This window comes from Nostoc sp. (genome assembly GCF_036917935.1).
Taxonomy (GTDB): domain Bacteria; phylum Cyanobacteriota; class Cyanobacteriia; order Cyanobacteriales; family Nostocaceae; genus Nostoc.
Map to the genome: position 1 here is coordinate 16069 of NZ_JBALEL010000054.1, position 14879 is coordinate 30947.

Genomic DNA, 14879 nt, shown 5'->3' on the forward strand with positions numbered 1-14879 from the left:
TTGCAGTAAGTTTTTTAAGGCAGTATCGATACTAGAATTCAAGCGGGATCATCTGATATTTAGACATTAATTAAGGAGAATATATGCCTTCGCTTAAGCGTTTAGAGGCAAAACGTGAAGACCTAGAAGATGAATATGAAGAAGTTCGCAAAAAGTTGAAATGGTTCAAGAAAGAAAGAACGACCAAAACTGACTCAGAAGCTAAATATGAGCTAGAACAGCGAATTGAAGAGTATGAAGCAAAATTAAAAGAAATAGAAGAAGAACTCGACGAGTTAGAAGAACAGATTAATCAACCAAAACGAGTAGAAAACTCTGATTTAGAAAAAAGCCAAACTTTTGATATCTTATATAAATCACTATTGAAGTTAGGATACTGGGAACAGCACAATCTGTTTGAAGAGATTGCTGGAAAATACTCTCATGGTGTGTTTTTAATCCAAGGCAGTTCTAAGGACAGTGGCCAAAGATGGTTGCTCAATCGACTGGCTTCGATTATCCCTAAAATTTTGGAAGGAAAAAATATTGTTATTGACTTAAATCGAACTTCATCAAGGACAGATATTTTAGCAATTTGGGATGAATTTGCCGGAAGAGTTGGATTACCTGAAAAGAGTTTACCCTCTCAAATTACTGAAAAAGTTTGTGAACTATGGAAATCACAGAATGTTTTAATTGCGTTTAACAATGCTGATGAAACGATTAAAGAAAACTTGTGTGATTTACTTAACGAATTTTGGGCATCACTAACTCAAAAGATATTGGAAGATAATCATCAACAAAACCCATTTAAACTAATGATATTCCTGATAGACTATCAAGGTGTAATATCTCAGTGGAATGTTGGTTTTGTCGAGAATTACAATTCAGATTGGCAACCGAATTTACCTCTAGGATTACCCGCAATCAATCCATTTTTAGAGAAGGATATGAGGGATTGGTTAAATCATCATAGTGATTCCTTACCTCTAGCTATCTCTGCTAATAAGACAGAAACCATTAAGGTGCTTTTAGAAAAGCAAGGTATTCCAATGCCAACCTTACGAAAAATTTGCGATCTTTGTGGTTGTAATTGGTTTGAGCAGGAGAATAAATGGTTACGCTTCTAGATTCTAATCACCTTGAATATACTGGCACTAAGCAACCGAAGCCAAGGGATAGTTACAAAGGTAGGCTCATCTATCCTTACTTACCCAGCCAAAAATTAGTGGATGTTGTGAATCTAGCGATTTACTTAGGTCGTCCATTATTACTGAAAGGAGAACCTGGATGTGGCAAGACTCAACTAGCTCTTGCAGTCGCTTATGAGTTAGGACTAGATTTTGAGGCTTGGTATGTAAAATCGACTAGTCGAGCTAAAGATGGTTTGTATGTTTATGATACCGTTGGACGGCTACGCGATGCTCAATTAGCGGCATCTGGTTCTTTAACCATAGAAGAAAAGAAACGCTTTGATGACCCAATATCTTATATTCGTTTGGGAGCATTAGGTCGAGCTTTTATTAATCCCAAGCGGACGGTAGTTTTAATTGATGAGATTGACAAAGCCGACATCGATTTTCCCAATGATTTATTGCTAGAACTTGACGAGCAATTGATTCAGATTGAAGAGGTGCGAGAAAATGGGAAAGAAAAGGAGATTAAGGCAGTCAATTCACCGATCGTTTTTATCACTAGTAATGACGAAAAAGATTTACCTGACGCCTTTTTGCGTCGGTGTTTATTTTATTACGTCCATTTTCCCAGCTATGAGCAAATTGTGCAAATTGTCAAATATCGATTTCCTGATATTGCAGATGAACTGACAGATAAAGCTGTTTCCCGTTTTATGAAATTACGGGAATCTATGGAGGGTGAAACAGGTAAATTCAGTAAGAATGTGAGTACGAGTGAATTGCTCGATTGGATTAAGGCGCTGAAGCGAGATTCATTACAAGAAGTATTAAATAGGTTGTCGGGTGAAGCCCAACTACCTTACTTAGAGGTATTACTCAAAAGTTGGGATGCTCATGTGAATTATTTGAGGTTAACTAGCGATCGTGAATGAGCCAGCATTATTAGAACTATTCACCTGTTTAAGGAAAGCAGGTCTTCCTCTGGGGTTGGCAGAATATCATCTGCTGCTGGAATCTATTAATGCAGGTTTTGGTACTCGCGATCGCACTGCACTAGCCCAACTATGCTGCGCCCTTTGGGTAAAATCACAGCGAGAAGAGCAAATTTTTCACGATTATTTTGACCAGATAATTCCAGAGCGACTGGAACAAGACTTTTTTCCAGGCGAAACGGAGAAAACTAACTCAACGGACACCGAAGTAACACCCAATCAAAACAAAAAACAACCTCCAAAGAAATATAAAACGCCTCGAATCGCATCTTTGTTGGTATTAGGGCTTGCGGCTTGTGTTGTTGCGATCGGCAGCCCGTTTCTCTTCAAAAAGGAATCACAGGTTAATACTTTAAACTTCAGTGGCACTAATTTTCTTTTTCCTTACTTTATCGTAAATATAGGTGAAAAGGTAGCACATATCAAAATTACACGCACTGGTAGCAGGCATGGATCAGTCAGTGCAGAATTGAATGTTGGAAAGAACTGTCGCCCAAACGAACCTAACGATACTTACCCGATCAGTGATACTCCCCAAGTTGTTCAATTTAAAGATGGTGAATTAGGAGAAAAAACTCTCTTAATTCCCATTTCCAATGCTAGGAAGACTGATTTTTTTCAGAAGAAAATTACCTTATGCTTGATTGACCCTCAAGGTAAAGTTCAGCTTGGTGATCCCAACAAAGTGATTTTACTTATTCAAAATTATGATTATTTTAATCAACTATATTATTATGAATATTATTATGAATATTTTAACTTACTATTAATTATTTTTACCTGTATTATTCTGCTGCCTGTTGCTTGGAAGATGTGGAAAATTCAACAGACAGCCTCTTTTGCAGATGATGCGATCATTCCTGAAACTTACACCAACTTACCCAAAACAATGCTGTCTCCTGAAGTCATGCGGACAATGGCTGACGAGATTCAAGTTGCTAAAACAATCAGGCAATCGGACAACCAACTTAGCGAATTCCCCCTAATCGTTAACGATTTGCCCGTCACCCATCGACAAATGAAGCAAGGGTGGCGTTATCTGCGTCAGTTTAGTCGTGAGGGGCCACCCATCGAGCTAGATATGGAAGCCACTATTCAACAGGTTGCCCAGTACGGGGTTTTATTAAATCCTGTGTTGGTTCCACGACGTACCAACCGCATAGAACTTCTGCTGTTAATCGATCAGGATGGTTCGATGGTTCCGTTTCACCACCTTTCGCAACAGTTGGCTGATACAGCATTGCGTGGAGGCCGCTTCAGCCGGGTTAGGGTTTACTACTTTCATAACTGTCCAGATGAATATCTGTACCGCGATCGCTATCATTTAGAGGCGGAACCAATTGATGATTGTTTATCAAAGTTGCCTAAAACCAGAACAGTTTGCTTAATTTTCAGTGATGCTGGCGCAGCGCGTGGTGGATTTAGTTCTAGGCGACGGCGGTTAACAAAATTCTTTTTAAAAGAGTTACGGCAGTATGTACGTTATAGTACTTGGCTCAATCCGGTTCCTCGCGATCGCTGGGAAACTACAACCGCTCAGGACATTGCAGCTTTAGTTCCCATGTTTGAGGTAAATCGTCAGGAATTTTACAGGGCGATCAATGTCTTACGAGGACGGCATCAACCTTTGGGGGAAGTACGCTAAGATGACGAATTCTAATGCTTTGCTGCCTGAAACGCGCCCTCAGGAAATTGAGCAGGCGATCGCATCATTCCAGAGACGATTTACCGAAGCCCACGTATATTTAGCCTATCATGCTGCCTTGCCTATCGCTCTCACACCCCATTTGACCTACTGTCTCTGGGCAAATTTTCCGATGGACATCGAAAAGCAGCACTTGAAGGTGCCGTGGATTGCAGTAGCCGACTTGCTACTCTCTCCGCTCTGCCAAGAGGTAGGACATGAGCTATATGAGATGGATGCAGATTTACGCAATTATCTACTAGAGCAAATGATTCATCATCCTAGCTTCGGTCAGAAGCGTGTTGAGGAATTAGCCCATTTTTTACTGTCCTACGTACAGCGAGAATTGAATGATTCTAAATCATCTGTAAAAACTCTGGCTCAGGCTCAACGTTGGACGGCACTTGCATACCTCAATCCTGAAACTGTTGCCCATGATTTAGCTGCGACACTTGCCGAATTAACCCTCAGCGAAAAAACAGAATGGCTGCGGCTGACATCGTTAACAGAAGCGATCGCCACTCCCTTGCGTCAAGCTAATTTTGACTCCCTGCTAGCGTATCTTCAGGGGATGCGTCAACTGACTCGTGGCAATCATATCCAAGCAGAATCAACCCTCAAATCTTTGCCAACCCATAATAATCGAATTGTCGTAGCCGGAGTCACTTTACCCATTCCTGAGTTACAGGACTCTGATTGGCATATCAATCCAATTGCATCCAGAGCACCCTCTCTAAAGTCATTTAAATTTGAGACAGCTACACTGATTCGTCAACCCCAACTCCAGTTCATGGGGTTGGGTTCACCCTGGGTAATCGAGCGACATGAACAACAAGCAACCCTGTTTTATGAGCGATTAGAAGAGCAGATTTCCCTAGAAATGGTGCGTATACCAGAGGGCAAGTACTGGATGGGAACTGCACGAAAAGAAGGAGACTATCGCGAACGCCCTCAACATCCAGTCACCATTACGTCCTTCTTCTTAAGCCGTTTTCCTGTGACACAAACCCAGTGGCGGGCAATTGCCAAAACTACCAAAGTCAGGATTGAACTAAATTCTGACCCTTCCGACTTTAAAGGTGATAATTTACCTGTGGAGCACATTACCTGGTTTGAGGCGATCGAGTTTTGTGAGCGTTTGCAATTACAGACTGGGAAGCCCTATCGTTTACCCAGCGAAGCCGAGTGGGAATATGCTTGTCGAGCAGGGACAGAAACCCCATTCTATTTTGGCGAAACGATTTCTCGTCAACTTGCAAATTATGACCGAAGCAAACGATATCGTTCCGGGCCTAAAGGGCGATGGAGCCAACAAACTAGTGAAGTAGGTTCTCATAATGCAGCGAATGCTTTCGGACTAGATGAAATGCATGGCAACGTCTGGGAATGGTGCGCCGATCACTGGTATCACGACTATACGAATGCACCAGCAGACGGAAGTGCCCGAATTACTGATGATCGAACTTTCCCCAGAGTTATTCGGGGTGGTTCTTGGATACATGAACCAGATTCATGCCGTTCTGCCTATCGAAACGGCATTCCTCCTAAAAACAAAGTGCTTACAATTGGCTTTCGAGTAGCCGTGTCATTGCACAAAGCGAATCTCAAATGAGCTTGTAATGATGAGGCATATAGCAATCCTAAATAATTCGTGAACACAAAAATACCCGACTTTTTGGAGAAGTCGGGTATCTGAGCCGGACGATTTTCATATATCAAATAGGATTGCTATATTTATCGCACATTCTGCAGGTGAATTGGAAAATCTTGTTATTTTCCATAACCCAGGTACAACAACCTTTTCAGGACTTAAACTAAACCCCACATTCTGTAGGTGCGGCAGCTACGCCCGTCGTAGACATCACAACCTTGGCTGGGATCAAAATTGAGATTATTGACACTATTCTCAATAAATCGAGATGATTTGAGCCTAAACGCTTCTAAGCTAAACCATATCTAGTTTGCATATCTAAAATGTATATAACTCTTGTGGGGTGGGCATCTTGCCCGTCCTAATTATGCAAGTTAAATGTGTAACAGCTTATCACCCTCCATAGATAATAAAAAGTCTAAATCCTCTATCTGAAGTGGGTTTTAGGGGTTTTATCAAAATTCTGATTTTGACGAAACAACCTGCGTAGGACAGAATTTTAAGCATATTTACTCATGCAGAATGTGGGTTTATTGCTTTTCGTTACAAAAAGCTTCACAAGAATTTCTCAAGCAGTACCCTGACGGGTACTATTAACGCTGAACAGAATGTGGTAATTAATAGATTTATATCTAAGAATGAGGTAATAAAATATAACCTATGAGTATCCTTTCTGAACTTCAAAGCAAAAAACTTGGATTGCTTGAATTAATATCATTAGGCTTCAACTTATATATAAAAAAAAATCGGCTCTTTCTTGGTGTTTTTTTAATATACCTGCCTTTTTTAATTATTTCAGCCCTATTCTCATACTACTTCTTGATTTTCAGTTATAATTTATATTTTTTGGGTTTAATTTCGATTTTTAATATCTTTGTATATTCAATTTATAGTGCTACTCTTTGTATCCTTACAGAAAGTTGTGTTCTTCAGGAAAATATTCAACCTAAAGCTGTAGTAAAATGGATATTGTCGCACATGTTACCCCTGATTGGTTTAGAGATAAGATTTTTTATTACTTCCTATTTACTTTCTTTCTTGCTAGTCGTTCCAGGCATTATTTACTTTATAAACAATGACTTCTCCTCTCACGCTTTTATTCTCCGAGGTCAAAGAGGTAAGGCAGCATTTCTATACAGTAGAACATTAGTTAAAGGAAATTGGTGGAAGGCGTTTTTATTTACATTATTAACTTATCTAATCTTTTTAGGCTTGCAGGCAATTTTTACCAAAATTTTCAATATTAATATTACTAGTGTTGCAAACTCTTCAATATTAATTTCTGTTATATCCAGTGCATTAATACAATTAATTCTTCTTGGATTTGGAATTTGTAAAGTTTTGCTCTTTCTTAACTTAGAGTTTCAAAAACAATAACAGAAGAAAAAACTTTTTAATTTGTACGTCATAATTTAAGTATGGCTGAGTCATCTGTCCTAACTATTTTATTCTTAGCAGCAAATCCAGTAGGAAGCTCTCAGTCACGTTTAGAGCAGGAAGCACGAGATATTAGTGATGGGTTACTAAGAGCACGACATCGCGATCGCTTCAAATTTGAGCAACGATGGGCGGTACGTCCTAGAGATATTCAACTGGCTCTGCTAGAATGCAATCCTCAGATTGTTCATTTTGCTGGACATCGCAAACAGGACAAGATATTAGAAGAAAAAGGAACCATAACTCAAGAGTTTGGTACTGTTACAGAAACAGAAATTGAGCCAGAGGAAGGATTAGTATTTGAAGATGATACCGGACATATTCATCTTATCCCTGCCAATGCCTTAGCAGATTTATTTAAGTTATTTTCAGATCAGGTGAACTGTGTTTTCTTAAACGGTTGTTACACCGAGGATCAAGCAAAGGTAATTGCACAACATATTCCTTACGTAATTGGGATGAAGCAATCAATTACCGATAAAGCGGCTCTAGATTTTGCTCTGGGATTTTATGATGCGCTAGGATCTGGCCGGTCAATGGAGTTTGCTTATAATCTGGGCTGTTCAGCAATTCAAATGGCAGGACTGTCTGAACATTTGACACCTATTCTCTATAAAAAAACAGAATCTAATTCTATTTCTGTGCCAGATGATTCTTCCACCCTAAATGCTCTTCTAGTCAATGGTACAAATCGAAACATATCTTCAAAACGGCATATTCAAGAAAAGCGCGAAGACTTAGAAGAAGAATATGAAAATCTTCGTAAAAAGTTGAAATTCTTGAAGAAAGAATGGAATATTAAAACTGATTCTGAAGCTAAATACGAGCTTGCACAACGAATTGAACAGTATGAGATTCAGTTACAAAATATTGAAGAATTGCTTGAGGATTTAGAGATAAAATAAGGGGTAATAGCAACTATTCCCCATTTCCTATTTATTACTCGGCAACAATTAAGCAGTCTTAAAAAATTGAACAATTTCACGCAGATGATCGAGAAATTCTCCGTCAGTGGAAAGTTGAGCGATATCTACGACGGGCTACGCCTACGCATTTCTTGCTTCTCTACTCAAACTTGAAGTCGTTGAACAGTAAAGCTACGATACTTGGGAGCGGTTAAACCGGAATCAAATTACTTTCTTAGATATCTTGCTTATATTGTTCTAACAATTGCGGAATGTGATCGTACCCATCTACACCAATAACCGCAATAATTTTCGGACGATGTTGCTGTAAGAACTTTTGGAAAGCTTCTACTCCTATTTGTCCTTGTAAAATTGTCAGTAACCCTGCTGGTTGATGCCACTCACGAGAAGCTATTTGCTCCAAAAGATACATTCCCAAGCAGCCTGTGTAAACAGTTTTTTCGGAATTTTGCAGATGATAATAAGCTTCTGCCAAATAAGCTAAGTTCCGCCCTTGCAAATACAAATCGCCGGAAACTTGCGCTGTTTTAAAACCATCTTCAAGATATTTAATTGCCGTTTGGTGTTGTCCAATTACTAAATAGGCAATTCCTAAGCTGCTCACACATAAAGCTTTACTTTGAATATCGCCTAATTTTTCTGATAATTTTAAACCTTGTTCCAAATAGTTAATTGCAGCTTCATAAGTTTCTGGTTCTAGGTTTTCCAGTTCCTGAGCTTGCATAACTTCGCTGTAACCTAAATTTACCAGCGCGTTGGCTTCTCCTGTTTTATCGCCTGCTTGCCGACTGAATATTAATGCCCGTTGACTGTAGTTAATTGCCTCAGCATAATTTTGCTGTTGCACGTAGGTGCGGCTGAGGTGGTTGAGATTGGCAATTTCACAGGCGCGATCGCCTGCATTCCTGGCGATCTCTAGCGCCTGGTGATGAAAATCAAGCGATCGCTGATATTCTCCCAAAGCCCGCTGCGAATAGCCTAAAAGTGTCAAAATTCTTGCCTTTTCCTGGGTTCCCTCGCCTCGTCGCAGGGGTTCATCCAGATAATCTAGGGCATCTCGTAAATAAGTACCAGTAAAAGAGGCAAATATCCCGCCGTAAAAGGGAAAATACGGACGCTGGGCAAAGGTTCGCAAAATCTGGAGCATAATTTGAGAACAGGCATCGCTGTATACTGTCCCAATGCTCGCAAAACCACTTGCTAACTGACTCCAAATCACTGCAAAGGTCAAGAAAGTGGAAATGGACAACTTTGGCCCCGCCTTAACATCGTAAGCTTGTTGGTCAAACCAGTTAATTAGTCCCCGTTGCAAGAACTGTAAAATCAATGCCATTTCCACCCAATCTCTAAGGGTGATACCCCGCTGTCGCTGGGCAAACTCAATTGCCGATTCTTCCCTAGCTAAGGTACGAAGCAGTGTTTGGGGTAACTCACTATTGAGTTGTTTCGCCCAACTTGCCCAAGGGCCACGTTCTCCCGGTACGCCGCCAAATCCCAGAGATTCTTTTTGCTCGTACATCCAACTGAGCAAGTTGTCTTGCAATCGCTGCCAAGAAGCTAAACCACGGGTAATCCCTTCGGAAAATTGTTCTAAATCAGAATCTACCTGAGCAAATTGCTGTAACGCTTTTGACAATTGCTGTAGCTGTTGCAAATTTAGCGGATACTTCTGATTGGGGTCAGTAACCCGGATAAATACCGCCAGACGCTCGACAGCAGCGGCTGTGGTAATTTCTGAAACTGCGGAGGCGATCGCTTCTGTAGCTTTGTTTTGCTCTTGCCAGCGTTGCCATTGACTTTGAATGGTCTTAATGGCTCTCAAACTGCGAGTCGCCTTGGCTTTCTTGAGTTCGTCTTTTTGGCTATCTACTTGGCTTTGGAAGGCATTCAGGCGATCGCTCAAAGCTAGCTCAAAGACTTCCCCAGTACCGGAAGTAATTCCTTTAAGCAGCATTTGATACACCTGTTCTACAGAGCTAATTTTGCCCTTGAGGGTGGTTTCGACAATTTCATCGATTAAGGCAAGATAGCGATCGCTTAATGGCAGAGAGTCTGGCACTTTGGCTACTAGGAGAATGTCACGTCAATTCTAATTCTAGTCTTGACAGCACAGGTGGGGGAAATAATTGGCGACTTTTCAGCAGTCACGGTGATACAAATGCAAATTTTAGAAAAAATTTATTTAGCGATTTGCGATCATTCCTTGAGTGATTCGCTGTTTAACTACACGATAAAAAAACAATGGAATGCCTACAAGATAACGGTCTGATAGACGAGTAGGTTCAGTAATTAAGCGTGTTAACCACTCAAGACCATTATCAGTCAGCCAACGCGGCCCGCGATAGATAGAGTCAGTATAAAAATCTAGACAAGCACCTAAAGGTAAAAATACAGTAGTTTCAATTTTATTGAAATTATCTAAAATCCAGCGTTCCTGTAACGGCATACCAAAACCAACATATAAAATATTTGGTTGGAATTCATTAATTATTTCTATTACCAAATCATTCTCTTTTCCTGATTTATCAAAATAACCATTATGTCCCTGTACGCGTAAATTAGGCGCAATCGCTAGTAACTTAGTAATTGCCTTATCAACTACGCCGGGTTTTCCAGCTAACAAAAATAAAGAAAGGTTTTCTTTCTCACATTTTAATGCTAAATCTTCTATGTAATCTGGTGCTGTCATCCGATGTGTAGATTGCATTGAATAACCGTTGAATCTAGCTCCTACCAATACACCAAATCCGTCACAAAATACTAGATCAGCCTTATTCAAAAAATCTCGATACCAAGACTTTTCATAAGCAAAATTCATCGCTCTGATATTCACATGTCCCACAACTGTCTTTTTTTTGCTTTTTGCTGCTTCTATTAAATAATCAACTAATTCTTGTACTTTAACTTTATGGAATCTTGTATCAAATAGCTTCACTTCAGGAAAAGTTTTCATTTCTGCACCTCATTTATTAGCCACTATACCAAGTTTAGAAAAATCCAAACAACAAAATAATAATAGCTCTATTGCTCGCTTGATTTTTCCTAATCTTCTTAAATTCATCCTTTTCAACGCCTATTATCCTTATACAGAATTAATTGCGTCGTTTTTAAGTTTGGTATTTAATACATAGCGTAAGTCACTTGAACATCAAGGTAGCGATAGAACTAAAATAATTGCCTATTTTCATCAAGTCAGCTCTCAATCTAGAACTGCTGCATAAATGTATCTCAAAGATGTCAGATAATTGTTTATGTCTAAGTGTTTAACTCTGACTCGTGCATTATTTCCCAGAGATATTCTCAGATTTTCGTCTGCAATTAAGGATTGCATTGCCTCTGACAATTTTTGAATATCCCCCGGATTAACCAATAAACCATTTTGGTTTTGAGTAACTATTTCGGGTATTCCTCCTACTGCGGTAGTGATAACTGCCAAACCCCAACTCATTGCTTCTAGTAGTGCCATAGGCAGACCTTCGTTGTAGGAAGGTAACACAAATACATCAGCTTTACTTAAAAGATCGTCGCGTTTTTCTTGGTCTACCCAATCAAGAATAGTGATGTAGTCAATAAGATTTAGAGTTGGGATCAAACTACGAGCTTGTTCGACATCTCCATCCCCCGCTATAACCAACTTGGCTCGGCTTTGTTGAGCAACAGGTATAGAAGCAAATGCTTTAATTAAATCAAATGCACCTTTGCGCTCACCAATCCGCCCTAAAAATAAGAAAAATATCTGTTTGGAATCTATTCGCTGTGGGATTTGTGCGGGAATTTTTACCGGGTTAGGCAGAACAATAACTTGCTCTGACTTCAAACCAAGATTTTCAATGTAGAATTTTTTCCAGCTATCTGATAAAACAATGAAACGGGTACATTTACAAAACGACCAACTTAGCCACTGCTTAAGCCATTGAGGAAGTTTAGAGTAAAACAAATGAAAATCAGCACTATGAGTATGGATAATTACTGGTTTTTGAAATAGCCAACCAATAACAGTAGTGATTGAATGACGAAAAGCGCTACCTCTATCTGAAACATGGATGTGAATTAGGTCAGCTTTTTGGTTTAATAAGTTCCAAAATAACTCGCCTATTGCCTGCAAAAACACTAACACTTTATGGACAGCAGAACCATTCGGTAAAGTAGTAATGTGTTTAATTTGAATATCAGAGGTAGTTTCTTCAAGAATGAGCTTTTCCACAGAAACTATTCCACCTTGGCGATCCAAGCTTTCGCCTAACATAGTAATTTTTATGGCACTCATAATTGCTATTAATTTGTTTTTGAAATTGACCACACTGTTATATATAAACTATAAGAAAAAACTTATTCTAGTTTATATCCAAAGGCATACTCCAAAAGCATTTTGAGAGCTAATATTTACTCTATCTGCTTGATCGCGGCTCCACAGATTTATCAAATGTACACTTTTCCGATTTTACAGGATGATCTGCATAACAAAATTCTGCCATAGGAAGTGTAATGAGGATGTTTGAAAAGTATTATTGTTGATAATAAAATACCATAAACACAACCCTCCTTTTATATGAGGGTATGGCGGTTTTAAAGCCTCTCAGCAGTTGCGAGAGGTTTAGACAGGGGGTCTACAGTAGACGGCTTGCAACTTTTCAAACATCCACTTAAATAATGCTAGCTTTTGAACTCTGTAAACTATATCATGTATCACCTCCAGATCAACGACAATCTCCGAGAAACTGCCGATAAAACTATAGAACAAACTTAAACCGCGTCTACCTTGAAAACTGTAGTTTTTTGGAATGAGGGTAAAGCTCAGAACACAAGCTAAAACCCAAGAATATACTATCCTTAAAAACTCCAGGTTTCAAAATAGAGGGGGTTTGACTCAGAAAGTAGCCATTATAAACTGGGTACACAACGATACATAAAAAACTTCTTGCCTTGGTTCCCCTGGCCCCTCTGTTCGTACAGCGTTGACCATAGCAGAAGTTACAAGACCCTGGTAAGTTCATTTCTGATTTCCCGGCTTTTTCCATCTAGAACGGCACAATTTTTTGTTTCTAAGAAGAAAATCACTGTTTCGGCTATTGTTTGCGTAAGTCCTGTTTAAGCTAAATTATCTATTAACAGGTCGGAAAAACTAATGAATTTATTTGAGCTTTTAGTAGGGGAAGACAATCATCCAGCCCTAGTTACACCTGAGGGGCGATCGCTAACCTATAAGCAATTGCGCGAGAATGTTGTTAGACTGGTATCCCAACTCAACAGCTTTGGCTTGAAACGGGGAGAACGCATTGCCATTGCCATGACTAACGGTTCACCAATGGCGATTACCTTTTTGGCTGCCGCCATCTCTGGCACTGCTGCACCCTTAAATCCCAAATACAAACAAGAAGAATTTGCTTTTTACTACCAAGATACCCAAGCAAAAGCACTGATTACGTTGTCTGAGGGGCCAGAAGCAGCCATTGCCAGTATCACACCCGACATGATGCTGATTAATGCCAAGGTAAACACTGACGGCACATTAAGCTTTGAATTAGTCAAAACAGGCTCAGAACCAGCAGAACCCTCGAACCCCGCAGCCCCCAACGCTGATGATCTGGCGATGATTCTCCACACTAGCGGCACTACCAGTCATCCCAAGCGTGTGGCGATTCGTCATCGGAACTTAATCGCTTCAGCCGGCAACCTGATTAGTGCTTACTCACTCACAGCAGCTGATACTACACTGTGCCTAATGCCTCTGTTTCATGTTCACGGATTGGTGGGCTGTTTGCTGGCAACTCTGGCATCGGGCGGTACATTAGTTTGTCCCAATGGTTTTAATGCCCTGGAGTTTTGGAAACTGGTAGATACCTACAAACCCACCTGGTACTCCGCAGCGCCAACTATGCACCAGACAATTTTGGCACGCGCTAGCCGCAACACAGAAATTGTCAAAGCTAACCGGTTTCGTTTCATTCGCTCTAGTAGCGCTTCCTTGCCCCCGATTATTATTGAACAGCTAGAAGCAACTCTTAATGCTCCGGTGGTGGAATCTTACAGCATGACTGAAGCATCTCATTTAATGACCACCAATCCCCTACCGCCAAAAGTCAGGAAACCAGGTACTGTAGGTTATGGCTTCGGTGTAGAAGTGGGTATTATGGACTCTGAAGGCAACCTATTATCTAAGGGAAGCTTGGGCGAGGTGGTGGTAAAAGCACCCAATATTATAGATGGCTACGAAAACAACCCAGAAGCTAACGCCACTGCTTTTGTGAACGGTTGGTTCCGCACTGGGGATCAGGGTACAGTAGATGCAGACGGCTACCTCCGCTTGACTGGACGGATTAAAGAATTGATTAACCGGGGTGGGGAAAAAATTTCTCCTTTAGAAGTAGATGATGTTTTGCTGCGGCATCCTGCCGTCGCTGAAGCCTTGGCCTTTGCCGTCCCCCACAAATTTTTAGGAGAAGATATCCACGCTGCTGTGGTTCTGAAAGCAGAAGCTGGCGAAAAAGAACTTTTAGCTCACTGTGCAACTATGCTGGCAGACTTCAAAGTTCCTAAGCAAGTTCATGTTTTAGATCAACTACCTCGTGGTGCTACCGGGAAACTGCAACGGTTGACGATGGCGAAATTGCTGAATATAGGGGAATAGGGAATGTGGGAGTGGCTGCGACTTTGCTCAGTTACCCTACATAAAGCAAGCTACAGTCGGGGTTTATAGGACTAGCCCTTTCAAGGTGGGTAAAAATTTTGGTCAAAAAATTTCTCTTTAAGGGACTGATATGATGTCCGCATAATTAGTTATGCTAACCACAAGACTTCTTGCATAAATCAAAAATTAAGAACCCCACCCCGCATTTGCTTACGCAAACGCTCCCCTCCCCGCAAGCGGGGAGGGGTTGGGGGTGGGGTGTTTGGGACTTTTGCAAGAGATCTACAGTCATTGCACCCCACCCTTAATCCCCTCCCTGCTTGCGGGGAGGGGAGACAAAGCGTAGCTTTGGCGGGGGTGGGGTTCTTCGGGTTTAATAAGCAATCAAGCGGACATGATATAACAAATAAAAAAACATCCCAAATTCTCTTGTGGGATGGGTGTCC

The 14879-nt window shown here is 40.5% G+C and carries 10 protein-coding genes; 7 read left to right on the plus strand and 3 right to left on the minus strand.

Annotation, left to right across the window (positions count from 1 at the left end):
• The first annotated feature begins 83 nt into the window (after positions 1-83).
• The 6 genes from V7K62_RS23130 (at position 84) to V7K62_RS23155 (ending at position 7784) form a co-directional block, all read left to right on the plus strand.
• A complete protein-coding gene (locus V7K62_RS23130; RefSeq protein ID WP_334868216.1) occupies positions 84-1109 on the plus strand; it encodes a hypothetical protein in 1026 nt (341 codons plus the stop codon).
• Positions 1094-2047: an AAA family ATPase gene (locus V7K62_RS23135; RefSeq protein ID WP_334868218.1), complete on the plus strand. Its 954-nt coding sequence runs from the start codon at positions 1094-1096 to the stop codon at positions 2045-2047. Before V7K62_RS23130 ends, V7K62_RS23135 begins: the two co-directional genes overlap by 16 nt.
• Complete coding sequence (locus V7K62_RS23140; RefSeq protein ID WP_334868219.1) at positions 2040-3752, plus strand: VWA domain-containing protein; 1713 nt, start codon at positions 2040-2042, stop codon at positions 3750-3752. Before V7K62_RS23135 ends, V7K62_RS23140 begins: the two co-directional genes overlap by 8 nt.
• Before the next feature lies 1 nt (position 3753).
• A complete protein-coding gene (locus V7K62_RS23145; RefSeq protein WP_334868221.1) occupies positions 3754-5403 on the plus strand; it encodes a formylglycine-generating enzyme family protein in 1650 nt (549 codons plus the stop codon).
• Between the two features lie 699 nt (positions 5404-6102).
• A complete protein-coding gene (locus V7K62_RS23150) occupies positions 6103-6819 on the plus strand; it encodes a hypothetical protein (RefSeq protein ID WP_334868223.1) in 717 nt (238 codons plus the stop codon).
• A 41-nt stretch (positions 6820-6860) separates the two neighbouring features.
• Positions 6861-7784 (plus strand): hypothetical protein, encoded by a 924-nt coding sequence (locus tag V7K62_RS23155; protein WP_334868225.1) that lies wholly within the window; start codon positions 6861-6863, stop codon positions 7782-7784.
• A gap of 235 nt (positions 7785-8019) precedes the next feature.
• Here V7K62_RS23155 and V7K62_RS23160 read toward each other — a convergent pair whose 3' ends face one another.
• The 3 genes from V7K62_RS23160 to V7K62_RS23170 form a co-directional block, all read right to left on the minus strand.
• Positions 8020-9864: a tetratricopeptide repeat protein gene (locus V7K62_RS23160; RefSeq protein WP_334868227.1), complete on the minus strand. Its 1845-nt coding sequence runs from the start codon at positions 9862-9864 to the stop codon at positions 8020-8022.
• 123 nt (positions 9865-9987) lie between these two features.
• A complete protein-coding gene (locus V7K62_RS23165) occupies positions 9988-10758 on the minus strand; it encodes a WecB/TagA/CpsF family glycosyltransferase (RefSeq protein ID WP_334868228.1) in 771 nt (256 codons plus the stop codon).
• A gap of 246 nt (positions 10759-11004) precedes the next feature.
• Entirely contained in the window at positions 11005-12072 is a 1068-nt protein-coding gene (locus V7K62_RS23170) for a glycosyltransferase family 4 protein (RefSeq protein WP_334868230.1), read from the minus strand.
• A gap of 858 nt (positions 12073-12930) precedes the next feature.
• On the opposite strand from V7K62_RS23170, the gene V7K62_RS23175 reads away from it, so the two are divergent.
• Positions 12931-14433, plus strand: a complete 1503-nt coding sequence (locus V7K62_RS23175; protein ID WP_334868232.1) for an acyl--CoA ligase — start codon at positions 12931-12933, stop codon at positions 14431-14433.
• Positions 14434-14879 lie beyond the last annotated feature (446 nt).